Origin of the sequence: Microcoleus sp. Pol7_A1, from assembly GCF_036701085.1 — a bacterium.
Taxonomy (GTDB): domain Bacteria; phylum Cyanobacteriota; class Cyanobacteriia; order Cyanobacteriales; family Microcoleaceae; genus Microcoleus; species Microcoleus asticus.
The window spans coordinates 1-23,426 of record NZ_JAUBQD010000014.1 but is presented as its reverse complement, the minus strand read 5'-3'; the positions used below and the strand labels follow the sequence as shown (position 1 = coordinate 23,426).

The 23,426-nt window shown below is 45.5% G+C and carries 25 protein-coding genes; 14 read left to right on the top strand and 11 right to left on the bottom strand.

Translation table 11 applies throughout. The features are described 5' to 3' along the window. The first annotated feature begins 108 nt into the window (after positions 1–108). Genes QUA20_RS10725 through QUA20_RS10715 form a run of 3 tightly spaced genes read left to right on the top strand, consistent with a single transcriptional unit; the run spans position 109 to position 2,435 of the window. The gene (locus QUA20_RS10725) at positions 109–336 is read left to right on the top strand and encodes a 4Fe-4S dicluster domain-containing protein (RefSeq protein WP_172190211.1); all 228 of its coding nucleotides are present in this window, start codon (positions 109–111) and stop codon (positions 334–336) included. A gap of 31 nt (positions 337–367) precedes the next feature. Next, entirely contained in the window at positions 368–1,342 is a 975-nt protein-coding gene (locus tag QUA20_RS10720; RefSeq protein ID WP_333188616.1) for a HEAT repeat domain-containing protein, read from the top strand. Next, complete coding sequence (locus QUA20_RS10715) at positions 1,335–2,435, top strand: Mrp/NBP35 family ATP-binding protein (RefSeq protein ID WP_333188613.1); 1,101 nt, start codon at positions 1,335–1,337, stop codon at positions 2,433–2,435. The genes QUA20_RS10720 and QUA20_RS10715 overlap by 8 nt, the downstream gene beginning before the upstream one ends. Before the next feature lie 96 nt (positions 2,436–2,531). Here the strand turns inward: QUA20_RS10715 and QUA20_RS10710 are convergent, their stop codons facing one another. The 6 genes from QUA20_RS10710 to QUA20_RS10685 form a co-directional block, all read right to left on the bottom strand. Further along, the gene (locus QUA20_RS10710; RefSeq protein WP_333188612.1) at positions 2,532–3,128 is read right to left on the bottom strand and encodes a TetR/AcrR family transcriptional regulator; all 597 of its coding nucleotides are present in this window, start codon (positions 3,126–3,128) and stop codon (positions 2,532–2,534) included. Positions 3,129–3,170: 42 nt separating this feature from the next. Beyond that, positions 3,171–3,953 (bottom strand): ABC transporter permease, encoded by a 783-nt coding sequence (locus tag QUA20_RS10705; protein ID WP_333188610.1) that lies wholly within the window; start codon positions 3,951–3,953, stop codon positions 3,171–3,173. Positions 3,954–3,962: 9 nt separating this feature from the next. Then, the gene (locus QUA20_RS10700; protein WP_333188608.1) at positions 3,963–5,207 is read right to left on the bottom strand and encodes an ABC transporter substrate-binding protein; all 1,245 of its coding nucleotides are present in this window, start codon (positions 5,205–5,207) and stop codon (positions 3,963–3,965) included. Positions 5,208–5,210: 3 nt separating this feature from the next. Further along, the gene (locus QUA20_RS10695) at positions 5,211–6,062 is read right to left on the bottom strand and encodes an ABC transporter ATP-binding protein (protein WP_333188606.1); all 852 of its coding nucleotides are present in this window, start codon (positions 6,060–6,062) and stop codon (positions 5,211–5,213) included. Between the two features lie 79 nt (positions 6,063–6,141). Beyond that, positions 6,142–7,308, bottom strand: coding sequence for an acyl-CoA dehydrogenase family protein (locus QUA20_RS10690; RefSeq protein WP_333188605.1), 1,167 nt, complete (start codon positions 7,306–7,308; stop codon positions 6,142–6,144). Positions 7,309–7,476: 168 nt separating this feature from the next. Beyond that, positions 7,477–8,013: an OsmC family protein gene (locus QUA20_RS10685; RefSeq protein WP_333188603.1), complete on the bottom strand. Its 537-nt coding sequence runs from the start codon at positions 8,011–8,013 to the stop codon at positions 7,477–7,479. A 338-nt stretch (positions 8,014–8,351) separates the two neighbouring features. Between QUA20_RS10685 and QUA20_RS10680 the strand changes: the two genes are divergently transcribed. The 8 genes from QUA20_RS10680 to QUA20_RS10645 all read left to right on the top strand — a co-directional run bounded on the left by QUA20_RS10680 (position 8,352) and on the right by QUA20_RS10645 (position 16,434). Continuing rightward, complete coding sequence (locus QUA20_RS10680) at positions 8,352–9,650, top strand: O-acetylhomoserine aminocarboxypropyltransferase/cysteine synthase (protein ID WP_333188601.1); 1,299 nt, start codon at positions 8,352–8,354, stop codon at positions 9,648–9,650. A 3-nt stretch (positions 9,651–9,653) separates the two neighbouring features. Next, positions 9,654–10,709 (top strand): homoserine O-acetyltransferase MetX, encoded by a 1,056-nt coding sequence (metX, locus tag QUA20_RS10675; protein ID WP_333188600.1) that lies wholly within the window; start codon positions 9,654–9,656, stop codon positions 10,707–10,709. A gap of 365 nt (positions 10,710–11,074) precedes the next feature. Beyond that, entirely contained in the window at positions 11,075–12,067 is a 993-nt protein-coding gene (locus tag QUA20_RS10670; protein WP_333188598.1) for a sulfonate ABC transporter substrate-binding protein, read from the top strand. Positions 12,068–12,089: 22 nt separating this feature from the next. Beyond that, the gene (ssuD, locus tag QUA20_RS10665) at positions 12,090–13,271 is read left to right on the top strand and encodes an FMNH2-dependent alkanesulfonate monooxygenase (protein WP_333188596.1); all 1,182 of its coding nucleotides are present in this window, start codon (positions 12,090–12,092) and stop codon (positions 13,269–13,271) included. Continuing rightward, on the top strand, positions 13,268–14,053 hold the full coding sequence (ssuC, locus tag QUA20_RS10660) for an aliphatic sulfonate ABC transporter permease SsuC (RefSeq protein WP_333188594.1): 786 nt from the start codon (positions 13,268–13,270) through the stop codon (positions 14,051–14,053). The genes ssuD and ssuC overlap by 4 nt, the downstream gene beginning before the upstream one ends. Positions 14,054–14,313: 260 nt before the next feature. Then, entirely contained in the window at positions 14,314–14,916 is a 603-nt protein-coding gene (locus QUA20_RS10655; RefSeq protein WP_333188592.1) for a carbonic anhydrase, read from the top strand. An 84-nt stretch (positions 14,917–15,000) separates the two neighbouring features. Further along, entirely contained in the window at positions 15,001–15,393 is a 393-nt protein-coding gene (locus QUA20_RS10650) for a carboxymuconolactone decarboxylase family protein (protein ID WP_333188590.1), read from the top strand. Positions 15,394–15,429: 36 nt separating this feature from the next. After that, entirely contained in the window at positions 15,430–16,434 is a 1,005-nt protein-coding gene (locus QUA20_RS10645; RefSeq protein WP_333188589.1) for a 2-oxoglutarate and iron-dependent oxygenase domain-containing protein, read from the top strand. A 26-nt stretch (positions 16,435–16,460) separates the two neighbouring features. Here QUA20_RS10645 and QUA20_RS10640 read toward each other — a convergent pair whose 3' ends face one another. Further along, the gene (locus QUA20_RS10640) at positions 16,461–17,750 is read right to left on the bottom strand and encodes a sulfonate ABC transporter substrate-binding protein (protein WP_333188587.1); all 1,290 of its coding nucleotides are present in this window, start codon (positions 17,748–17,750) and stop codon (positions 16,461–16,463) included. A 218-nt stretch (positions 17,751–17,968) separates the two neighbouring features. Between QUA20_RS10640 and QUA20_RS10635 the strand changes: the two genes are divergently transcribed. Both QUA20_RS10635 and QUA20_RS10630 read left to right on the top strand, forming a co-directional pair. Continuing rightward, a complete protein-coding gene (locus QUA20_RS10635; RefSeq protein WP_333188585.1) occupies positions 17,969–18,637 on the top strand; it encodes a cadmium resistance transporter in 669 nt (222 codons plus the stop codon). Positions 18,638–18,670: 33 nt separating this feature from the next. After that, positions 18,671–19,054 carry a 2OG-Fe(II) oxygenase family protein gene (locus QUA20_RS10630; RefSeq protein WP_333188584.1) on the top strand — a complete coding sequence of 128 codons (384 nt, stop codon included), beginning with the start codon at positions 18,671–18,673 and terminating at the stop codon, positions 19,052–19,054. A 280-nt stretch (positions 19,055–19,334) separates the two neighbouring features. Here QUA20_RS10630 and QUA20_RS10625 read toward each other — a convergent pair whose 3' ends face one another. The 4 genes from QUA20_RS10625 to ssuE all read right to left on the bottom strand — a co-directional run bounded on the left by QUA20_RS10625 (position 19,335) and on the right by ssuE (position 21,540). Next, positions 19,335–19,562: an EF-hand domain-containing protein gene (locus QUA20_RS10625; protein ID WP_172190219.1), complete on the bottom strand. Its 228-nt coding sequence runs from the start codon at positions 19,560–19,562 to the stop codon at positions 19,335–19,337. A gap of 66 nt (positions 19,563–19,628) precedes the next feature. Next, a complete protein-coding gene (locus QUA20_RS10620) occupies positions 19,629–19,787 on the bottom strand; it encodes a tyrosine-type recombinase/integrase (RefSeq protein ID WP_246276889.1) in 159 nt (52 codons plus the stop codon). Positions 19,788–19,914: 127 nt separating this feature from the next. Then, positions 19,915–20,949 carry a sulfonate ABC transporter substrate-binding protein gene (locus QUA20_RS10615; RefSeq protein ID WP_333188580.1) on the bottom strand — a complete coding sequence of 345 codons (1,035 nt, stop codon included), beginning with the start codon at positions 20,947–20,949 and terminating at the stop codon, positions 19,915–19,917. A 33-nt stretch (positions 20,950–20,982) separates the two neighbouring features. Beyond that, entirely contained in the window at positions 20,983–21,540 is a 558-nt protein-coding gene (ssuE, locus tag QUA20_RS10610) for an NADPH-dependent FMN reductase (protein WP_333188578.1), read from the bottom strand. A gap of 654 nt (positions 21,541–22,194) precedes the next feature. On the opposite strand from ssuE, the gene QUA20_RS10605 reads away from it, so the two are divergent. Continuing rightward, positions 22,195–22,980, top strand: coding sequence for an ATP-binding cassette domain-containing protein (locus tag QUA20_RS10605; RefSeq protein WP_333188577.1), 786 nt, complete (start codon positions 22,195–22,197; stop codon positions 22,978–22,980). The last annotated feature ends 446 nt before the right edge of the window (positions 22,981–23,426 follow it).

Sequence of the window (23,426 nt, the reverse complement as noted above, 5' to 3'; positions counted from 1 at the left end):
AACCGATTTCTCTATTAGACTGGGTTTTAACCCAGCGGCTTAAAGAGAAGAGTGCTAAAGCACAACTACGTACCTTTGTTTATTCACAATTAACGATCGCAACTAACTATGGCTTTAATTACACAACGAATTGATGTTCCTGTCACTGTAGATGAGTCTAAGTGTTTGGAAAAATGCCATGTCTGCATTGATGTTTGTCCTTTGGATGTATTAGCCAAAAATCCAGAAACAGGCAAAGCTTACATGAAATACGATGAATGTTGGTTTTGCTTACCCTGTGAAAAAGAATGTCCGACGAATGCAATTACGGTTAAAATACCTTTCTTGTTGCGCTAAATTTGTTCTAGTTTGTAGGGATTATAAAACCATGAATGCTGAGACTGATAGCGAATTAAATCAATGGCTGGAAATGTTGCGATCGCCCGATCTCAGCGATCGCCTTGTTGCCGTTAAAAATCTACAATATTTGGGCGATGAAGAAGCTACAAATGCCCTACTTATTGCCCTGTCTGATGACAGTATTGCCGTTCAGAAAATTGCAATATCTGCTCTTTGGGAAATTGGCAACCCTGTAGCTATTTCGCCTTTAATTGAATGTCTAGGCTCCGCCGAGGTCGATATTCGCCAAGAAGCATTATCGGCGTTGAATGAATTAGTTTCACCCACTGACTTAAAACAACTCCTAGATGCACTCCACCGCGACAATGTTAATATCCAACTCAACATATTAACTCTGTTGCGGAAGATTCACGATGCTCAATCTTTACCCGATATTTTACCATTCTTTGCATCAAAAATCCCTGAATTGAGAGCAGCAGCAGTCACCACTCTCAGTTATCTCAATCAGGTGGAAAAATGTCCGCAAGCTTTGGCTTTAGTATCTGATATAGATGTCAATGTTCGCCGTGCTACGGCTTTAACTTTAGGACATTTAACAGATCCAGAAATTATCTCAATTTTGTGTCAAGCACTCAAAAGCGATACTGACTGGCAAGTGCGACGAAATGCAGCTAAATCTTTGGCAATTCATGCCGATTCTGCGGCAATTTCCGCGCTGGAAACGGCGGTAAGTGACGAACACTGGCAAGTTCGCAAATTCGCGTTACAAGCTTTGCAAAAAATGCCAGACGAACGAGTGCTACCTGCTTTAATTAGATCCTTAGCTGATGAATATTCAGATGTGCGAAAAGAAGCCGCGATCGCGCTCGGCAATCTCAGCAATCCGGCAGCGATGAATGCGCTACAGCAATCTCTCGACGATCCCGATAAAGAAGTCTCTATCTTTTCTGAAAGAGCTATTCAAAAAATTCACAAATTACTGCAAAATTCCCCCAATGCTTAATTCTTCCTCCTTACCAAAAACTGACTCACATCTACCCTCAGAAAACCCCGATATCCTGGTAGAACAGCGACAGCAAGAAGTTGTAAACTATCTCAAACAAGTCATCGATCCCATCCTCAAAAATGATATCATCAGTTTGGGCATGGTGCGAAATTTGCGAATTGTTGATGGTTACATTTATTTGCGCCTTTATATTGGTTCGCATCAGCAAGACTTACAAGCAAAAATTGAATTTGTTTTATCACCTATAACCTGGTGTAAAAAAACTTATATTCAAATTTGCACGATAGCTAACGTGCGAACTACATTAGCCGTTTCTAGCGGTAAAGGTGGAGTGGGTAAATCCACAACTGCTGTCAATTTAGCAGCAGCTTTAAAATTACAGGGAGCCAAAGTAGGTTTACTAGATGCTGATGTTTACGGCCCGAATATCCCTCAAATGTTAGGCTTAGGACAAGCAGATATCGAGACAGTTAATACTGCTAAAGGTCAGAAATTTTTACCCTTGGAAGCACAAGGAATCAAACTGATGTCTGTGGGTTTACTAGCCGAACCCGAACGCCCTTTAGCATGGCGCGGTCCCGTTCTCCACAAAATTATTACTCAGTTTATTCAAGATGTAGAATGGGGCGAATTAGATTATTTACTAATTGATTTACCCCCAGGAACCGGAGATGCTCAAATTACTATTGTGCAAGAAAGTCCGATTTGTGGAGTCATTCTTGTTACTACGCCCCAACAAGTATCTATTTCCGATGTTCGTCGCAATATTTATATGTTTCGCCAAGTTGGGGTTCCGGTTCTTGGGATTATTGAAAATATGAGTTATTTAATTTGCGATCGCGATTCAGAACCGCTGCAAATTTTTGGTAGTGGCGGCGGTAAACAGCTAGCAGAAGAACTCCAATCACCTCTCCTTGCCCAAATTCCTATAGATCCGCGCATCTGTGCGGGGGGTGATACAGGAAAACCGCTAACAATTGCAGATCCAAACTCGGCGGTATCTCAGATTTTTATGCAGATAGCCGCAGGGCTAGATGCTACTTTTTCTCCTGCGATCGCGACCGATCTACAGCTATTTTCCGGTGAGTGAGATACAGATAAACTTGGTAATCTCCCAACTTTTGCCCTGCAAGGATTTTCGGTATTTTTTTGAGACAATTTAGCACAGTAAGTACGGAAGACCCAATTATTCAGGCACAAGTTCATTTTGCAAGGATGCTTGCAACAAATAACGACATCCATCAAGGCAATATTGTAAGCGCTCAGGGTTATCGTATAAGCGTCCTAGCAATAATGCCCCCTCGATCGCACTCAAAAGCTGTTGTGCCAGTCGTTCAGGATCGATCTCTGGCTTAAGTTGAGCGCGGCCAGCAAACAGCAAACTAGCTATTTCCTGCTGCCAGTCATCAAAAACCTGGATCAGATGTTGACGAAATGTAGGGTCATGTTCCACTAGCTCTACAATCAAATTGCCAAGAAAACAGCCAGCACAAGGATCTTCAGCTTGATGAACGGTTTCTAACTGGTCAATCATTTGAAAAAGTTGGGCGATCGCATCAGTCTGAATTTCAGCAAATAGTATAGATTTTAGCTTGCTCCACTTCCAGTCAATTAGAGCATGGCCCAGCTCATCTTTCGAGGCAAAATAGTTATAGAAACTACCAGAAGAAATACCACTATGGGTTCGCAACTCTTTCAACCCAGTTGAGTGAAATCCTTGGCGATGAATCAAATCTAAAACAGCGGACAGTACATCTTCACGAGTACGTTTGAGGTTGACCATTAATACACGAAATCTCAACAGCGAGAGTATCCTAAACTTGAATTAAGATTGATGAGTCCATTGCTGATAAGCAAATCTTAGCGCACTATCTAAACCATAACCAATGACACCAATAATTAAAATTACAGCCATTAGTTCTGAATAAGACAGACGATCGCGTGTATCCAGAATGTAATACCCCAAGCCCGCACTGACACCGAGCATTTCGGCTGGAACCAGCACCATCCAAATAATACCAATTGCCAAGCGCACACCCGTTAATAGGTGGGGAACAATCGCCGGAATAATCACCCCAGCAATTGTTTCCCAACGGGTGGCACAAAGACTTTGGGAAAGTAATAACCATCGTGGATTGACGGCTAATACGCCTGCGGTTGTGTTTAATACCAGCGGCCAGATCGCGGCGATCGTTAGTAGGAAATAAACAGGCAGATCGCCAATGCCTAAAACCATCACGGCCAGAGGCATCCAAGACAAGGGTGAAATCATCCGAATAAACTGCAACAGAGCAGAAGTAGTTTGCTCTAAAGGGCGAGACAAACCCAATATTACCCCCAAGGGCACCCCGATCGCGATCGCCACCGATAACCCCACCAACATCCGGCGCAAACTCGTTGTGATATGGGGAACGATCGCACCTGTGCCAAATAGCTGTATTAGGGCGACGACAGTTCGCTCTGGGGAAAAATCAGCTACAGTCGGATCGCTATGCCAAAGTGGAGTTGTCAACAGCCACCAGATTAGGGAACCACCGAGAAGCCCTGCGAGAGGTAGAGGAAACTTAAACTTGAAAGATGATTTGAGAGGAGTAAGAGTGGATGTCATAGATTTAATTTAGATGGCGATCGTCTCAGAGCGAGAGAAGTTATCCTGTAAACCAAAAGTCTTTAATCCACCAACTTGTTGTATTGCTTGTTTAACGAAGGAATCATCTACCAAATCTTTGGCAACCTCCTTCGGATCGAGCGCTTGCAAAAAAGCCATATCTCCCTCAACCTGAGTATCTTTCAACAACCGCACCAATTCTTCTGTATAAGAAGGAAAAGGATAGGGCTGGAAATCAATACGATTAATGTCCCAGTCAGGATGCACAATAGCGCCCTGTTTGCCGTAGACCTCTTTTTCGTAGTAAGTCAGGGTACGTTTCAGTACAGGTAAAGGATGGGGTGTATATTTGCCACTACCATCTTTTGACAAAATCTGGGCTGTTTCTTCGCGATTGTCTCGAATCCATGCCTGAGCTTTAACAATCGCATTAACCACACTCTGCGTCCATTCTTGACGTTGGGTAATATCGTCTTCATGCAGACAGACAACGCAGCAAGCATGATTCTTCCAGACATCTCCCGTAAAGCGGAGAATTTTACCCGTTTTCAGGTCTTCAGCCGCCGCATTAAAAGGTTCTGCCACAATGTAACCCCCGATCGCCTTATTTGCCAGTGCTGACACCATATCCGGCGGGGGAAGCACGACCAAATTCACTTCATTGGCAGCTATTTCTGCATCTTTTGGTTTTCGGGTAACTATCAATCCGTCCTTCTTCAGCACTTGTTGCAACACAACATTATGGATGGAGTACCAGAAGGGAATAGCGATCGTTTTCCCACCCAAATCTCTCACCGTTTCTACTTCAGGCAAAACCGTGAGCGCAGATCCGTTAACGTGGTTCCAAGCCACAACCTTAGCGGGAAATTTGCGCCCATAACGTAGTGATACCGTGATGGGTGATAGCACATGAACTACATTCACCTGACGGGCGAGAAACGCTTCTACCACTTGTGCCCAAGAGCGAAAGAGGCGCGGTGGTTCAGCCGTTAAGCCCTCTGCTTCATACAGCTTTTTCGCGTGGGCAATTAGCAAGGGGGCTGCATCAGTAATCGGTAGATAGCCAATCTTTACTGGTTGGTCAGCGCTGGATTTGCTAGGAGTGGGGCTAAGACTATTCCCTGCTTGGGGTGGAGTTGATTGGCAACCATTGGCTGCTAAAGTTAAACCTAGAGAAGTAGAAAATAGACCCGTCATTTTCAGAAAATCGCGCCGACTCATACCGCAGCAGGCACAGACATTAGGCAATGTCATAATTTAGTCTCCTATCAAAGCATGAGGAAGATTGGCAGATGTATCCATCACGATGGATAAAGCCTCTAAGATGCTGAATCGAGTTTCAGTTAGGGTATGGGCTTGCTGAAATCGGGGTTTAGGTTGGGTGATGTCCCAAGTTCGGTAAATTCGCCCTGGATGTCGCGCCATTAATACGACGCGATCGCCTAGTAGTAGCGCTTCGTCAATATCGTGTGTCACCATCAAGACTGTTGTTTGTTGTTGGGTAATGATTTGCAACAGCAAAGCTTGCATATCCAACCGAGTAATTGCATCTAGGGCACTGAAGGGTTCGTCCAGTAGCAGCAGTTGAGGGCGACGCGCCAGTGTTCTTGCTAGTGCTGCGCGCTGTGCCATCCCCCCCGACAACTGATGTGGATAACTGCGCTCAAATCCCTGTAGTCCCACCTGGGCGATCGCGACTGCAATGCGCGATCGCAGTTCTGGCTTTGTTAGCGATCGCATCTGTTTTAGCCTCAGTCCAAAAGCAATATTTTGGGCGACAGTAAGCCAAGGCAACAGACAAGGATCTTGAAACACAACGCCTACTTGAGGATGACTTTTACGAACTGGAATGCCGTGCAGATATATTTCACCGCGATCTGCTGTCTGCAAACCTGCGATCGTTGCTAGCAGGGATGACTTACCACACCCACTCGCACCCAGCAAACAAACGACTTCACCAGAGTAAACCTGTAAGTCAATACCATCGAATGCAGTCAAATACCCCTGGCGAGTTTTGTACTGCTTCTGCAAATTTTGGACTGAAAGCAGAGGAGTTGCCCGATCTTGCCAAGTTTCATTCGTTAGTGATGCAATAAAAGGCTTGCTCATATCCATTGGAGGAAATGGGAAAAAGGAAATGGGAAAAATGGGAATAATTTTCCCCCAATTAGCACTTAGCCATTAGCCATTAGCCATTAGCCATTAGCGGTTGCTCTAGATGATGCAACATCTTTTTAAGTTGTTTGATTGCTGGTGTAACGATCGCCACAAAGTATGCTTCGCGCAGTCGTCTGGCTGGTTTAGAACCCTGTAAATAGGCGCGTGCACCGACATGGAGCATGGCAGCATTAGCAGCTCGCAATGAGAGTTCAGACCCAGTAATCCGCAACTGAATTACCTCTTTGAGCAAATCAGGAGTGATGCTTGCATCTGGCTGACTCAACCGATCGGCTAGGGTGTAGGTTTTCAGACGGGCGATCGCTAGTTCAGCGGCCAGATCCTCTGCTCCATCGTCGAGAAAGCAATTGACATGACCTAAACGAGAATGAGTTGCCTCACTCATGTTGATACAATCAGCGATCAACCCTAAGCCCATACCAACTTGTGTCAGAATAAAACCCGGACGAATTCGCTGTACATAGTCTGCACACGGTACTGCTAAAACCTGTTCGTCAGGAATAAATACTTCTTTGAAAACACAGCTAAAAGTGCCACTGCCTTCTAAAGCAATAAAGTGGGAATTTTGTCGAAGCGATAATCCAGCGAACCGATCTGAGACGATCGCCATTAAGTAATCATTCCCCTCGGAAAGTTGAGCAACAATGCCAAAGGGGTGTCCTGTACCAATATTAGAAACCCAAGGCAATAGACCATTCAGTACATAACCACCTGGTTTTCGCTCGGCGGTGAGGGCAATTTTTTCAATCTCAGCAAAATGTTTCATTGGGTTTGATAACCCTGTGCCACCAAGCACTTGCCCTGTTGCTATCTGGGGCAATAAATTTGTCTTGAGATAGGTATTATCGCTGCACTGCATATACCAAGCACAGGCAATCTGACACCAAGTCATAAACCCCGTACACAAGCATTCTTCAGAGATAGCTTCAATTACTTGAATGGCTGCTTTTAAACCGTTACCCGCTCCGCCAAACTCTGGCGCAACAGCTTGACCAAAGCCTCCTAATGCACCGACACGCTGCATAAAATCGCGGGGATAAACACCCTCTAGATCGATACTTTGCACTTTAGGTACAAGGTCTTGAGCGATCGCGGCTTTTAATTCGGCAATCAAAGGGCTAAGGGCGATCGGTTCTTCTAAACTTTTGTTGGAAACTAATGTTGAAGCAACCTGCATAGGTCAACCTTCTTTACAAGAGCGGTGAAATAGTTAGGACTTGCGCGCGCAGGGCAAAAAACCTTTTCTAGAAACCGGGTTTCTGAACCAGAATTTTTCATAGTTCGCGTTGAATAAGACCAGAAACCCAGTTTTTTGCAGGATATATCCACTGCGAAGCAAGCCTGTTTAAGCAAGGGATACTGCTAAATTGACAGGGTTGCGGAGTGTGTTGGCTACAGGAGACCAATTATTAGAGTGAGCAACTAAAGCTTCTAAGGCTTCGCGACTGGCATCGCCTTCTAAATCGACTTTGACGCGAATATCTGTAAAGCCAAGACGCTTTTCTGATAAATCGCCGATTCCCCAAACACCGGTGATGTTAATGTCGCCTTCTAGTTCTAGTTCTAGCTTGGTCAGACTAATTCCACGCACGATCGCATTGGCATGAATTCCCACAGATAGGCAAGACCCGAGTGCTGCCAGTAATGCTTCTGAGGGGTTAGGGGCTGTATCTTGTCCCAGCAAACCGGGTGGTTCATCAATGACGTGCTCTGGTAAGTCTCGTACATAGTTCAAGTTACGAAACTGCCCTTCACAGACTGTTTTGACTTTTAATGACTTGATTGTATTTGGGTTGGCTTTCGCCGTTATTGCCAAGTTTTCTAAGCCAGTCTTGCTAACCGGGCGCAGAGAGGTTTGTGTTGAAACAGTTACTTCAGTCATGGTCGAAAAAATAGAACAATCTATCCAATTACAGCGGAATTACTTACACAACTTTCCTGTAGCTGCCACAACTGACAGCATAGGTAGATTTCGTATACTACGGTGAGTCAGTCGAGTTACCGTATTTTTTAAGAATCTCATAGATTCCAAAGAATGTCAATCTTTAGCCGATCGCATTTTGTGGGAGCTCAAGCAACCACAGGGGGATTGCCACCGACAACACTATTAACTTAAAAAAATGATTTCTGAACTTGACTTAACTTGATGTGCATCTGTAGAATCTTGTTTGCAACACAGAAAATACGGTAAATCGATAAAGTTTAAGTATTTTGTAGCAAATGACAGAACCCTATCGTTTTGAAACCCTCCAAGTTCATGCTGGGCAAGAACCTGCTCCTGGAACCAATGCCCGTGCCGTGCCTATTTATCAAACAACCTCCTATGTCTTTAATGATGCGGATCATGGGGCCCGTCTCTTTGCCTTGCAAGAGTTTGGTAATATCTACACCCGGATCATGAATCCGACAACAGATGTGTTTGAAAAGCGAATTGCCGCTCTGGAGGGGGGTGTTGCGGCCCTGGCAACCTCTAGCGGTCAGGCAGCCCAGCTTTTGGCGATCGCCAATATTGCCCAAGCGGGAGATAACATTGTTTCCACCAGCTATCTATACGGCGGCACCTACAACCAGTTCAAAGTGACGTTTCCTCGGCTGGGCATTCAGGTCAAATTTGTGGATGGCGATGAGGCAGAGGATTTCCGGCAGGCGATCGACGATCGCACCAAGGCACTCTATGTTGAAACGATCGGTAATCCCCAATTTAACGTGCCCGATTTTGCCGCCCTAGCTCATATTGCTCACGAAAATGGCATTCCCCTGATTGTAGATAATACGTTTGGTGCAGCAGGCTATCTCATCCGTCCCATCGAACACGGTGCTGATATCGTGGTGCAGTCTGCAACTAAATGGATTGGCGGACATGGCACCTCAATCGGCGGTGTCATCGTCGATTCCGGCAAGTTCGACTGGGGAAATGGCAAGTTTCCTGTGTTTACAGAACCAGCTCCGGGCTATCATGGCCTCAATTTCCAAGAAGTTTTTGGCCCTCAAGGCTCATGGGGCAATATTGCCTTCATTATTCGTGCCAGAGTCGAAGGACTGCGGGATTTAGGCCCTACTTTGAGTCCCTTCAATGCCTTTTTGTTTTTACAAGGATTAGAAACCCTTTCCCTACGGGTACAACGTCATGTAGATAACGCCCTGGAACTGGCCCAATGGCTCAAACAACATCCCAAGGTGGAATGGGTAAACTACCTGGGATTACCAGAACATCCCTACCATGAGCGGGCTAAAAAGTATTTACAACATGGCTTTGGCGGTGTACTGAACTTCGGTATCAAGGGGGGGCTCGATGCCGGTCGCTCTTTTATCAACCAGGTGAAACTGGCAAGCCATTTGGCGAATATGGGAGATGCTAAAACACTGGTCATTCATCCCGCATCTACAACCCACCAGCAACTCACAGACACGGAACAGATATCGGCTGGTGTGAGCCCTGATTTAGTTCGGGTATCGGTAGGAATAGAACACATCGACGATATTAAAGGCGATTTTGAGCAGGCCTTTGCCGGGGTTTAGTAGATGAATTATCAGCAGTTCATTTCCCCCCAAAGCCAGTTTTATCAGCTCCCAGAACCCTTTGAGCTGGAGTCTGGTAAAGATTTGATTGGAGTTCAGGTGGCCTATCGGACTTGGGGACAGCTCAATGGGGCTGGAGATAATGTTGTGCTGGTTTGTCATGCTCTAACTGGTTGGGCAGATCTGGATATCTGGTGGGAACCCCTTTTAGGATCAGGACGGGCGTTAGATCCCGATCGCAGTTTTATTATTTGCAGCAATATACTGGGTAGTTGTTATGGAACAACTGGGCCGACCTCCATCAATCCTAAAACAGGGGCAGCTTATGGCCCAACCTTTCCTGAGATTACGATTCGGGATATGGTGCGGTTGCAAGGGGTTTTACTGGAAGCCTTGGGCGTGCGATCGCTACAATTAGCGATTGGTGGTTCTCTGGGTGGTATGCAAGTGCTGGAGTGGGCATTGCTTTATCCCGATCGAGTCCGGGCGATCGCGGTGATTGCCACCCCCGGTCGCCACTCGGCCTGGTGCATTGGGTTTAGCGAAACCCAACGGCAGGCTATTTATACTGACCCTAACTGGCAGAATGGTTACTATAGTGCGAAACAACAACCGGATCGGGGGCTGGCTGTGGCCCGCATGATTGCTATGAGTACGTATCGTTCCTGGGCTAATTTTTCAGCTCGCTTCGGACGACAGGTTAAGTCCGATCGCGTTACTGAGTCATTTGCGATCGTGGATTATATGCGTTACCAGGGCAAAAAATTGGTGGAACGGTTTGATGCCAATACCTACATCACGTTGACCCATGCTATGGACAGCCACGATCTAACCCGTCCCGATCGGGATTATCACACGGTTTTGAGCAGTATTCAGCAGCCCGCCCTGATTGTCGCTATTAATTCGGACATCCTATATCCACCCGTTGAGCAGGAAGAACTGGCAGCCCTGATTCCCAATGCAGAACTACAATGGCTGGAATCTCCTCATGGCCATGATGCCTTCCTAATTGATATGGATGTTCTCAACAGTTTGGTCGTCAGGTTTTTATACAGATAGCCGCAGGGCTGGATGCTACTTTTTCTCCTGCGGGTGCAACCGATATATTGCCCACGAATATTAATCAACTAAGCAACTAGAGAAGTAATACAAACAAAAATCTACAGAATGTGCTTGCATTTTTGAAACCATCTGTGGAATAATAGGAGCTTGTCGGATTTAACTACGGTATATCGATCGGTTTATCGTAGTACGCTAATCAATAATGATTAGCTCAGCTTTTGCATGGCTATTGCATTTCTTAGTTTTCAACACTTGAAATTTAGGAAGGGACAGTGTTAACCAGATTGAGAGAGATCCTATTTCCATCTAAGTTGAGACATTTTTGGAGCAAACTCAAACATAGTTCAATCAAGACCTTTGCTTTGCTTTTTGCAGTTGGTTTGAGTTTAAGTTTTATAGTTTCTGCCTGTACTCCTACTCAGCCAACAAATACAACTACTTCCCCAACTTCTACTACCGCATCAGTAGCTAGTTCTCAACCACAACAAAGCAATGTAATTAGGATCGGCTATCAAAAATATGGAACCCTAAGTATCCTTAAATCACGGGGGAGTTTAGAGAAGCGTCTGGCCTCCCAAAACACATCTGTACAGTGGCTTCAATTTCCTGCTGGCCCTCAATTACTAGAAGCTTTGAATGCAGGCAGTATTGACTTTGGCCATACAGGAGAAGCGCCGCCTATTTTCGCACAGGCCGCTGGCGCACCATTGGTATATGTTGCTAACGAACCTCCTAATCCTAAAGGCGAAGCTATCTTAGTAGCGAAAGATTCTCCCATTCAAGATGTGGCTGAGTTAAAAGGCAAAAAAGTTGTATTTAATAAGGGTTCAAATGTGCAATACCTAGTGGTAGAAGCATTAAAAGCAGCCGGATTAAAATATAGCGACATTCAGCCTATTTATCTGCCGCCAGCAGATGGGCGGGCAGCTTTTGAACAAGGTAGTGCTGATGCTTGGGCAATTTGGGATCCGTTTTTTACCGTAGCGAAACGAGCTACAGGATCTCGCGTTCTTAAGGATGGAGAAGGGCTTGTAGCTAATCGGGAATTCTATCTAGCTGCCAAACCTTTTAACGAGCAATATCCAGACCGAATTAAGGCAATTTTAGAGGAACTTCAAAAAGTAGATGAATGGGCGGCAGCTCAACCAACTGAAGTGGCAAAACTGCTGTCTCCTGAGCTTGGTATTGATGTTCCAACTTTAGAGGAAATCTCACGGAGACGGCCTTACGGTGTGCAGCCGATTACTGATGAAGTCATTACTTACCAGCAAAAAGTTGCTGATACTTTCTTGGATTTAAAGCTACTTCCCAAACAGGTCAAAATTAGCGAAGTGGCTCAGGTAACTAAACAATAAGTAATCAGGGAGAATACGGCAAATGGAATTATTTTGGTTTATCCCAACTCACGGAGATGGACGCTATTTAGCTTCAGGAATTGGAGGGAGATCTGGCAGTTTTTCCTACTTAAAACAAATCGCCCAAGCCGTTGATCATTTAGGATTTACGGGTGCTCTGCTTCCGACTGGGCGCTCTTGCGAAGACGCATGGGTAGTGGCTTCATCCCTAATGTCTGTAACAGAAAAAATGCGTTTTTTAGTAGCAATTCGTCCGGGATTAATGTCTCCAGGGGTAGGAGCGCGGATGGCAGCAACCCTTGACAGATTATCTAATGGGCGCTTGCTGATTAATGTTGTTACGGGCGGCGATCCGGTGGAATTAGCTGGAGATGGAGTGCATCTGAGTCACGACGCACGTTATGAATTGACGGATGAATTTTTGACAGTTTGGAGAGCGATGCTTGAAGGTAGTAACTCCACTAACGTGCGAGATAACGAAGTCGATTTTAGCGGAGAATATCTCCAAATTAAGGGCGGCAAAGTTCTATTTCCACCTGTACAAACTCCCCATCCTCCCTTGTGGTTTGGCGGTTCATCGCCAATAGCACAACAAATTGCGGCTAAGCATATTGATGTTTATCTTACTTGGGGAGAACCGCCGCAACAAGTAGCAAAAAAAATTGAAGCTGTGAAAAAGCTAGCAGCAGAACAGGGTAGAACTGTGCGGTTTGGGATTCGTCTTCATGTCATTGTACGGGAGACGGAGGGTGAAGCTTGGGAGGACGCAAATCGATTGATTAAATATGTCGATGAAGATGCGATCGCAGCCGCTCAAAAAGCTTATGCCAGAATGGACTCTGAAGGACAGCGACGTATGACTGAACTGCATACAGGCAGCCGCGAAACTCTGGAAATTAGCCCCAATTTGTGGGCGGGAATTGGGTTAGTAAGAGGCGGTGCTGGTACTGCTTTAGTGGGAGATCCCGATACCGTTGTTGCACGAATGTTGGAATATTCCGAATTGGGAATTGAAACTTTCATTTTCTCCGGTTATCCCCACTTAGAAGAAGCGTATCGAGTCGCTGAATTGCTATTCCCCCGCTTGCCGTTGAAGAACCAACCGACTGTAAATCAACCGCAAATGTTTAGTCCTTTTGGCGAAATTGTTGCCAACGAAAAGTTTCTCCAACAACAACAAGTTATTCCTACGAGTGCGTCATGAATAAAAAATGGCTCAAAAACCCCTATTTTCAGCAGGTAATCCCGTGGATTGTACCAATGCTGCTGATTGTTAGCTGGCAATTATTGGTGCAGGTGGGTTGGCTTTCCACAAGAGTTTTACCCGCACCAACAGGTGTTTTAAGTGCAGGAGTTAGATTGGCCATTACCGGGGAACTGTTTCACCATATCGGAATTAGTGCTTGGCGTGCCGTCGTTGGTTTCCTCATCGGCGGAGGAATTGGTTTGACTCTTGGTTTCGTCAATGGTCTTGTTCCAATCGCCGAAAAGCTGCTAGATACTTCTGTACAAATGGTTCGTAATGTTCCCCACCTCGCCTTAATTCCCCTAGTGATTTTGTGGTTTGGAATTGGCGATCCAGCTCGATTGTTTTTGGTAGCTTTGGGTGTGTTTTTTCCAATGTATATCAATACATTTCACGGCATCCGCAGCGTAGATGCCGGATTGATTGAAATGGGAAAAGTTTATGGCTTGAGTGCCACGTCTCTTTTGTGGAAAATTATTTTGCCTGGGGCCTTGCCTTCAATTTTGGTAGGTCTGCGATATTCATTGGGGATTATGTGGCTGACGCTGATTGTCGCAGAAACAATTGCTGCGGATTCTGGTATTGGTTACATGGCAATGAATGCTCGCGAGTTCTTGCAAACTGATGTTGTGGTGTTAAGCATTATTATGTATGCTTTGTTGGGTAAGTTTGCAGATGCGATCGCCAGGAAGTTAGAAGAGAAATGGCTTGCTTGGCATCCCAATTATCAGCCAGCTTAGCTAGAAAAAACCAGCAATAAGAAAGAAACATGAGAGTCTCCCCTTTTTCTTTCTTAGTTCTTCTAGAAATGCTGTCCTTCATGAATTGCTCTGGTTTCAAATTCCATGATTGATTCCTTCAATCCATTGGAGGAGTAAGCCTTTTGAGGCAATTGTTAAAACATTGGGGAAAAGATCGACGTTTCACCGTGGAAGCACGTTTGTATCGTTCCATTTTTGCGTCAGTAACCTTCAACCAAACAATTGAGGAAAATTCAAGCATGAGTCAAGTTCTGCAAGAAGTGCTGTCTGCTAACCGGGAATATGCTGCCAACTTTGGTGACAAAGGCAATTTACCCCTGCCTCCCGGTCGTCGCTTTGCCATTCTGACCTGCATGGACGCTCGCCTCGATCCAGCAAAATATGCTGGGCTGGCAGAAGGGGATGCCCATGTCATTCGTAATGCTGGAGGACGGGCAAGCGATGACGCAATTCGATCGCTCGTAATCTCTTACAAGCTATTGGGAACTCGTGAATGGTTCGTCATTCACCATACGGATTGTGGGATGCAACTCTTTACCGACAGCATCATCCGAGAACTATTGACAAACAGCCTAGAAACCGCTGTAATAGACGAAAACGGTTGGCGAGATGTAGGGCAGGGTTCGGGTTCGACAGAAGGTGAATTTGTCGATTGGTTAACCTTCAAAGATTTGGCAGAAAGCGTGTTTGTGGATGTCAAACGAATTCGCAACCATCCCCTTGTGCCACCAACCATTCCGATTTATGGCTTGATCTACGATGTCAAAACAGGGCAATTGATTGAAGTCCCCAACGCAACTGAAGTCGGTCGAGCAACAGTTCCAGCGCTCGCGTCATCGTAAGGGACGATCGCAAAAATGCAGAATGCTTTGCGGTTTTCTCAACTATAAATTAGTGCTTTTCACGCTCTCACTATTATTGCAACTATGAGCCATTTGATTGAATACGAAGAGGCAACTGATGAAGTGCGCGCAGTCTATGACGACATTCGCGCGACACGCAAAACCGAGTACATCAACAACTTTTGGAAAGCGATCGCCAACCATCCGCCTACCCTGCAACGTACCTGGCAGAATGTGAAGGAGGTGATGACGGTTCCGGGAGAACTCGATCCCCTGACCCGCGAGTTAATCTACATTGCTGTCAGCGTTACAAATGGTTGCCAATACTGCATTTCATCTCATACAGCCGCAGGGCGAGCCAAGGGAATGGATGATGCCATATTTGGGGAACTGATGGCGATCGTGGCAACCGCAAATGCCACCAATCGACTGGCAAATGGTTATCAAATTCCGGTGGATGAACAATTTAAATTATAAAAGGCGTTGAATCTTAACGACTTATAATCCATCTCTATGGCAACTGAATTAACAGTAGATGTTTCTCATATTCCCGTGATCGATATTAGTTCGCTGCTATCGGATAATCCCGTAGATACAGTTGCAAACCAAATCCGACAAGCTTGCCGCGACACAGGTTTTTTTTACATTGTTGAGCATGGTGTCGACCAAGGCTTGCAAAACCGTTTGGAGCAACTGAGCCGTCAGTTTTTTGCTCTAGATTTAGAAACCAAAATGCAAATTCGGATGGCGCTGGGAGGTCGGGCATGGCGCGGCTACTTTCCGGTTGGAGGTGAACTGACGAATGGTAAACCAGATTTGAAAGAAGGAATTTATTTCGGATCGGAATTGAATCAAACCCATCCGGCTGTTCGATCGGGTGTTCCCATGCACGGAGCAAACCTGTTTCCAGATATTCCGCAGTTTCGCGAAACAATACTGGAATATCTAACAGTTATGACCCAACTGGGTCACGCAGTAATGACTGGAATTGCCCTGAGTTTGAACGAAGACGCCTCTTACTTTCGCGATCGCTATACGACTGATCCCCTGATTTTATTTCGCATCTTCAACTATCCACCACAAAGCAATCCGCAAGGGCAATCCTGGGGTGTGGGAGAGCATACCGATTACGGTTTGCTCACGATTCTCAAGCAGAATGATTTAGGTGGGTTGCAAGTGAAGACAAAATCAGGCTGGATTGATGCTCCCCCGATCGCCAATTCATTTGTTTGTAACATTGGCGATATGCTCGATCGCCTCACCTGTGGACTTTATCGCTCAACTCCTCATCGAGTCAAGAATGTGTCAGGACGCGATCGCCTCTCGTTTCCATTCTTCTTCGATCCCAATTTCAATGCTGAACTCCACCCGATTGAAATCAAGGGAACGATCGTCGAGGACAACTTGAACGAACGTTGGGATAAAGCCAGCGTTCACGAGTTTCGCGGCACTTACGGCGATTATGTCCTCAACAAAGTTGCAAAGGTTTTTCCCCAATTGCGCCAGGAAGTTTTTTGACCAATTTTAGTGGTTGGATTGTCAAATTAATAAGTCCAGTTTTGCCTGGTTTGCAAGCTATAGGTTCCATCTTTCACATTCACCCGCTCAGGAATCAGATTTAGATCTCTAAACGTATTTGCCTGGTGCTGTAGGGCTGTGAGCGATTGGTCGTCGATCGGGATGATGGCGCGTTCGGCACTGCGTTGCTGTAAAGTTTCTACGATCGATGGATCGATTTCATGATGCTCTGCCAATCGCTTAGCCGCTTCTAATTCTTGCCTCTTAGCCCAAGCTCCAGCTTCGTTTACTTCTTCTAAAATCACCTTGAGCAAGTCAGGATAGTCACGTACCAGCTCTGGAATCGCGTAGTAGTAGGTAGGAACTTCCACGGAAGCTTTGTCACCAAATATGCTATCTAGGTCTGCGATCGATCGTCCTGGATAAGCGCTTCGGGCCTGAGTTGTTGTGTAGGGAACCCAAACCACCCAAGCATCGATCTCACCCTGGCGAAATAGGGGCAGGGCTTCTGGCTGTGTTAGATAAACTGGCTCAATGTCACTCAACTCAAGTCCTACTTTCGCCAGCGCTCGCACAAGCACATAATGTGCGCTTGAGCCTTTGTCAAAAGCTATCTTCTTACCTTTGAGGTCAAAAAGCGTCTGAATCGGGGAATCGGACGGTACCAGAATCGCTTGACCTTTGGGAGCGGTATATTTTTCTTTAGCCACCCGCACAAACACATGATCCGCTGCTTGAGAGAAGATGCTAGCCGTGCCACCGCCACCGCAGAAGTCAATCGTTCCGTTGCTTAGGGCCTCTATTAGAGAAGAGGCTGATAAAAAGCTTGACCAAGTGATACTCAGCCCGAATGGTTGCAAACGAGTTTCTAGCAAGCCTCGAGCGCGGAGAACTTCGAGATTTGTCATCCCCTCTGGATACCCTATTTTGAGTTGTTTGAGCCGCCGCGCTTGCTCAGCTAAGGGCGTGTTGCCAGATTGAGCAGAACGGTTAGAAAACCAGCGATCCAAAACTACACAGAAAATTATGCCTCCCACAAACAGTCCCAGGGTTTCCAGCACCCGCATTGTTGAGTCTTTAGGCGGTGTTACCTGATTTACCTGATTTATGAGAGGCGAGAGTACATTGCCAGAGACAGAGGCGGCGACAACAACAGGAGGCTCAAAAGCCAGAGTCAAGACCAAAACCGAGACAAGGCCGATAGAAAATAGACCTGCAAACCGATAGGTAAGGGATCTGCGAATGGTCGATCTGAGCGATCGTAAGATGTAGCGACCTGTGCCTTTAGGCAGACGGTCAATCAAACGGCTAATCATAATGACTCTTTGATAAACACAGGTGATACACGCTGGATGAATTGAAGATGGAGGATAAAGTCAAAGCACTGCTTGACAGGTATAAACTCTCAGATTTGCTTCCTCGTTACATCCAATATGCGATACTCATATTATCATATCGAGATTATGGTGATTTGCTATTCGGTTGAGCGATCTGTAGTTTTGGTCATCAGATAGGTGTTGAGTGAGGAATGGTAATGGATTGGTTAATTGCAACAATTAAGATCGGGCTAGCTACTGCTGTGGCAACAACGTTTGACGACAATATTTATTTGACTGCGTTCTTCAGTGAAGTTAATCGCACTTTTCGTCCTCAGCACGTTGTGGTTGGTGAGATTCTAGGGTTCACGGTATTGATGATGATAAGTTTAGTTGGTTTCTTAATGGGGCTAGTGATTCCGTCAACTTGGACTGGTCTACTGGGGATTCTGCCAATACTGATTGGCTTGAAAAATTTGATCGATCTTAATAAGGACGATTCAGCCGAAGATAAGTCAGCAAATCAGAAAATAAACTCTAAATTTCGAGGATTTGATTCCAGAAAGCGATCTCTGTGGGATGTAATCCGCGATCCGCAGACCTATCGCGTCTCCTCGGTTACGATTGCTAATGGTGGCAACAATCTTGGGATCTATATCCCTTTGTTTGCGACTAGCTCAATCCAAAATCTGTCCGTAATCATACCTATTTGCTATTTAATTGTTGGCTGCTGGCTGTGTATGTCCTATACTCTGACGCATCTACCTGGTATTGCTTTGGTACTCAGCCGTTATGCGAGTAAGTTCTTTCCCTTCGTGCTGATGTGGCTGGGTTTCAGAATTCTAATGGACAGCGAATCCTATCGTCTTTTTCTACCTAACAGTTGACAGACAAAGGTATCCAAAAAATCATTTTATGGTTTGCTCGCGATTCTCGAGCAGGATGATTTAGGTGGGTTGCAAGTGAAGACAAAATCAGGCTGGATTGATGCTCCCCCGATCGCCAATTCATTTGTTTGTAACATTGGCGATATGCTCGATCGCCTCACAGGTGGACTTTATCGCTCTACTCCTCATCGAGTCAAGAATGTGTCAGGACGCGATCGCCTCTCTTTTCCATTCTTCTTCGATCCCAATTTCAATGCTGAACTCCACCCGATTGAAATCAAGGGAGCGATGGTCGATGACAACTTGAACGAACGTTGGGACAAAGCCAGCGTTCACGAGTTTCGCGGCACTTACGGCGATTATGTCCTGAACAAAGTTGCAAAGGTTTTTCCCCAATTGCGCCAGCAAGTTTTGTAAACTGTCACCCATTGGTGACAAGTTAAGGCTCAAAGCCAGTTGTCAAGGGGATTTTCGGAGGTAGCTCAAAGAAAAAAGGTTCTCCACTGCCGACATTATAACTCTAATGTCAACTGGGGCTTAAATCCCTGCCAGATGAAAGGATAAGAAGCAAGTTCTTATCCTTGGTAGTCAGCGATCGCTTTTTGCCCTATAACTACTGCAACTATTACCAGGGGAAGACACTCATCCACTTGGATAAATGATTTTATTTCAATCGCTGCTGGCTGAGCGATCGCGCTTATTCTAAATTCCCTGCTTTCTTAACAGCTTGTTTCAAGTCTTCAAAGGTAATATTACCCTCTTCATCTCGATACGTCGCTAGCAGTTCCGCGGGGCTAGTACCTGTTTCTGCTAAAATGACTGCATTTAACCCAGGACTTAAAAAAAGCTCATTACTCGATATTTTGCCATCTTGATCGCCATCCAAGGCATTAAAAAGAGATTGAAGCTCTTGCTCAGTTGCCATAAGTTTCTATTTGAATTAGTTTTTTCAATTCAATATCCCATAATGTTGAAAAAGATGCAAGGAAAGTTACCTTTTACCCTGGCAGATACAAGCTGTTGCTGTCGTTTGGGCGTGTGCGTCTAGATACCTGGAAGTAGTCGCTACCGATTCATGCCCTAACGTCTGCTGCACCAAATGAATCGGCGCGCCCCTGTCTAGTGAATGCGAAGCGTGGGCGTGACGCAACCAATGGGGCCGACCTTTCCTGTAATCCCAGCGCGGTTCCCCAGCATCGTCTTCACCCCCGCTATTTGGAAGGTAGAAGATATCAGGTGTTTTGCTTTATCCAACATTTATCCACAAGCGGGGATTTTTAATTACCTGGTTTCCAAACTACTTCTTCAACTTTGAGCTGCTTGGGAATTAAGCCGAGTTCAAAAAAAGTATCCGCAATTTCCTGTTGCTCGGCAACCATCTCAGCTTGGATCGGTTCAAATCCATAACTCCGCCGTCGAGTTACTACATCTAAGATAGAAACATCAATTTTCAGAATGGGAGCGAGAATCTTGACTACTTCTTGGGGATTCGCATCAGCCCAAGTCGCTACTGCTTGAGTTTCTTCTCTAATTGCCTCAATGATTTTGAGATTCGGCTGAGCAAATGACTGATTAGCTAAGTAAAAATCGCGATTAGCTGCTAGTCCTTTACTATCTTTAACAACACGAATATCTATTTCCGCTTGAGCTGCTGCATAAAAGGGGTCCCAAATCACCCAAGCATCTACTTTACCTTGTTGGAAGGCAGCTCTGGCATCCGCTGGTGTCAGGTTGATCGGCTCAATATCAGTCCATTTTATTCCTGCCGACTTCAGTGCTTTTGCTAATAGGTAATTGGCGCTAGAACCTTTGGTAAAAGCTATTTTCTTACCCCGCAAATCTGCAAGGGTTTGAATTGCAGAATTAGCAGGAACTAAAATACCAGAACTGCGGTCTTTTGGGGCGCTACCACCAATGTAAAGCAGAGGTGCGTTAGCAGCCTGGGCAAAGACTGGAGGACCGTCTCCGGTGCGGGCAATGTCGATGCTACCGACGTTTAGTGCTTCCAGCATCGGGGGGCCTGACTGAAATTCTTTCCACTCAACGGATACACCTAGAGGCTGCAAGCGTTTCTCTAAACCTCCTCTAGCTTTGACTAGGGTGAAGGGGTCTAATTTCTGATGGCCGATGCGGACTACCTGAGCTTGAGTTGCTGCGGTGGAAGCGGCGGGGCTTGCAGAGCTGGTAGGGGCGGGAGTATTGTTACAGGCGGCGATCGCCCAATTCAAGCTGATTCCCAATAGAAATAGCGCTGCTAGGGAAAGGTGCGATCGCCATAATTGAGCAAGGAATGAAATTAGTCTTTTGATCATAAACAATAATATTGTTTGTTGCTAACTTGCCGATCAGAGACTTCCAACTAATTCGGGTTTGCCACTGTGTAACGCACCAACAAACTCTTGCAACTGCGATCGCAATCTTTGTTCTGTTTCTTCTTCAAGTTGTACGCTTGTTTCGTCATAACTTTGGATCTGCGTGTCTAAAACATAGACACCAGCCAAGATATGACTAGCGCCCAGCTCGGATAACACTGGTTTGAGGGCGTAGTTAATTGCTAATAAGTGACCCAGCGTACCTCCGGTGGCTATGGGGAGAATAACTTTACCAGCTAAACTCTTCTGCGGTAGCAAATCTAAGTAAGCTTTGAGTACGCCTGTGTAGGCTGCTTTGTAAACTGGTGTGGCGATGATTATGCCCTTGGCTTCTACTACTAAATCATTGACTGCTTTTAAGTCGGGGTTCGCGAATTGTCCGTAAATTAATACCTCTGGCGGGAGATCGCGGACGTTGATAGATGCTGTACTTAGTCCCTCTTTCTCGACAGCGCGGCGGGCGTATTCCAGGACGGCAAAGGAACGGGATGGATGAGACGGGCTACCTGCGATCGCAACAACATTAGGCATTTAATAATCCTCCTATTTTTGACTCATTTAAAAATGAACGATTTACGGAATCGCTCCTAAATACGGTAAATCAGTAGATTTACCGTATTTAATAGATAGTAAGCTAGCACGGTCAATTTTAAAAAGCAAGTAAGTTGAGATGTAAAGTTTGATAACTCTTATACAAATTTTGTGCGATCGCGAATCTCGGCCCCAATCAACTGTCCGGTTATTTCCCCCCAATACAGCAGACTCTCACCGGACTCAATAACAGAAACCGGTTCGCCACCGGATGCGGGTTCACCCAGAAGTAAGGGAAGGAGACTTACCCCTGAGGGTCGCTAGAACAAGCAGAACCTTTACAGGAACAGGGTTTGCTTGTTCTTAACAATTATTTATCAAAGTTCCCGAATATTGGGGAAAAATTCTCTTGCTTTTTGTAGAGACCTATGCAATACTCTTGTTAAATCGTAAAATACGATAACTTGACTGATTTACAGTAGATTAAAGTTAGAGATGCTAATCTGCTCTTCACCCGAATCTGTGAGCAGCAGGCTAATTAACACTTGCTTAACAGCAACTTTTGAAAGCGAAATAAAGTTAACACTTAACTTTTAACTGTTAATTGTTATGAGCCTGTGCAATAAATTGTGAGATATATGGAGGTTTTTTATAATGGAATCAGGACTCTCAGGAATGCGCTTAGAATTAGTGAAACTCCAGAAGTCATTTGGAAATATTGAAATTTTGCGGGATATCAACCTCGAAATAAATCCCGGAGAATTTGTAGCAATTGTGGGTCGCAGTGGATGTGGCAAAAGTACCTTGCTGCGCTTAATTGCCGGACTAGAAATTCCCAGTCAAGGTACGGTCTTTCTAGACGGAAAGCCGTCTAAACAACTTAACTCCAAAGTGAGAATGATGTTTCAGGATGCACGGCTACTACCTTGGCAAAAAGTGCTGGCTAACGTGCAATTAGGGCTACTAAATGCCAAAGAAAGCACTCGCTATAAAGCGATGCAAGTCCTTCACGCTGTAGGGCTTGGCGATCGCGCCAGCGATTGGCCGGCTGTACTCTCCGGCGGTCAAAAGCAAAGAGTTTCTTTAGCAAGAGCCCTCGCCTGCGAACCCGACTTGCTGCTGCTTGATGAACCCCTCGGCGCGTTAGATGCTTTGACCCGTATTGAGATGCAGCAATTGTTAGAAAATTTGTGGCAAGAAAAAGGATTTACCGCGCTACTGATCACTCACGACGTAGAAGAAGCAGTGGTGCTAGCGGACAGAGTTATTTTAATAGAAAATGGTCAAATTGCAATGAACTGTTCTATTGATCTCCCACGACCGAGGCAGAGAGGAAATGCTGTATTTGCAGCAAAAGTAGAGACCATTTTGCAGCGCGTTATGGAGCGAAAAGAAAGTAGTAAAGATGCAGAAAAGTTGGCAATAGCTGCGTTTCGGTAAACGGTAATTGGCATAAATTATCTCAATAGCAAGTTGTCTGGCTCAGTCGGGCTTATTATGCTAAATTCTCAGGAGAATGCCAACTAATTAGGGCTTGCTGAATAAAAGCCAAAAGATTTACGAGGGCTGGGTTATGCGCCCGTGCGAGCGTCCGTCAGGTCGCCGTGAAAAACAGGTAAAATAGGTCAAAATCGGTGCATCACCATTTGCGAGCGTGTACATAAAAACTGAGCTTGGTCTCCTATCACCCTCCGGCTTTGAACTCCCCTCATGTGGAAGGTTGTCACGAGATAACCGGGTGAAATGAGCAACCGTATAGAAAGTTGCGCGCTTGGCTGAAAGGCGTTGCATAATAATAGTGATATGAATTGGGTGCATCTCACTTTGGCACATATATCAAATTGAAAGTTGACCGTTGAGATAAGCACAGCGAAGAGCAAGGATAG

Coding starts and splice junctions, on each gene's coding strand:
- QUA20_RS10690 (WP_333188605.1), bottom strand. CDS start 7,308: ATGCAGGTTGCTTCAACATTAGTTTCCAACAAAAGTTTAGAAGAACCG.
- QUA20_RS10615 (WP_333188580.1), bottom strand. CDS start 20,949: ATGATCAAAAGACTAATTTCATTCCTTGCTCAATTATGGCGATCGCAC.
- QUA20_RS10605 (WP_333188577.1), top strand. CDS start 22,195: ATGGAATCAGGACTCTCAGGAATGCGCTTAGAATTAGTGAAACTCCAG.
- QUA20_RS10625 (WP_172190219.1), bottom strand. CDS start 19,562: ATGGCAACTGAGCAAGAGCTTCAATCTCTTTTTAATGCCTTGGATGGC.
- metX (WP_333188600.1), top strand. CDS start 9,654: ATGAATTATCAGCAGTTCATTTCCCCCCAAAGCCAGTTTTATCAGCTC.
- QUA20_RS10710 (WP_333188612.1), bottom strand. CDS start 3,128: ATGGTCAACCTCAAACGTACTCGTGAAGATGTACTGTCCGCTGTTTTA.
- QUA20_RS10650 (WP_333188590.1), top strand. CDS start 15,001: ATGAGCCATTTGATTGAATACGAAGAGGCAACTGATGAAGTGCGCGCA.
- QUA20_RS10680 (WP_333188601.1), top strand. CDS start 8,352: ATGACAGAACCCTATCGTTTTGAAACCCTCCAAGTTCATGCTGGGCAA.
- QUA20_RS10635 (WP_333188585.1), top strand. CDS start 17,969: ATGGATTGGTTAATTGCAACAATTAAGATCGGGCTAGCTACTGCTGTG.
- QUA20_RS10715 (WP_333188613.1), top strand. CDS start 1,335: ATGCTTAATTCTTCCTCCTTACCAAAAACTGACTCACATCTACCCTCA.
- ssuD (WP_333188596.1), top strand. CDS start 12,090: ATGGAATTATTTTGGTTTATCCCAACTCACGGAGATGGACGCTATTTA.
- QUA20_RS10705 (WP_333188610.1), bottom strand. CDS start 3,953: ATGACATCCACTCTTACTCCTCTCAAATCATCTTTCAAGTTTAAGTTT.
- ssuE (WP_333188578.1), bottom strand. CDS start 21,540: ATGCCTAATGTTGTTGCGATCGCAGGTAGCCCGTCTCATCCATCCCGT.
- QUA20_RS10720 (WP_333188616.1), top strand. CDS start 368: ATGAATGCTGAGACTGATAGCGAATTAAATCAATGGCTGGAAATGTTG.
- QUA20_RS10685 (WP_333188603.1), bottom strand. CDS start 8,013: ATGACTGAAGTAACTGTTTCAACACAAACCTCTCTGCGCCCGGTTAGC.
- QUA20_RS10640 (WP_333188587.1), bottom strand. CDS start 17,750: ATGATTAGCCGTTTGATTGACCGTCTGCCTAAAGGCACAGGTCGCTAC.
- QUA20_RS10700 (WP_333188608.1), bottom strand. CDS start 5,207: ATGACATTGCCTAATGTCTGTGCCTGCTGCGGTATGAGTCGGCGCGAT.
- ssuC (WP_333188594.1), top strand. CDS start 13,268: ATGAATAAAAAATGGCTCAAAAACCCCTATTTTCAGCAGGTAATCCCG.
- QUA20_RS10655 (WP_333188592.1), top strand. CDS start 14,314: ATGAGTCAAGTTCTGCAAGAAGTGCTGTCTGCTAACCGGGAATATGCT.
- QUA20_RS10695 (WP_333188606.1), bottom strand. CDS start 6,062: ATGAGCAAGCCTTTTATTGCATCACTAACGAATGAAACTTGGCAAGAT.
- QUA20_RS10725 (WP_172190211.1), top strand. CDS start 109: ATGGCTTTAATTACACAACGAATTGATGTTCCTGTCACTGTAGATGAG.
- QUA20_RS10645 (WP_333188589.1), top strand. CDS start 15,430: ATGGCAACTGAATTAACAGTAGATGTTTCTCATATTCCCGTGATCGAT.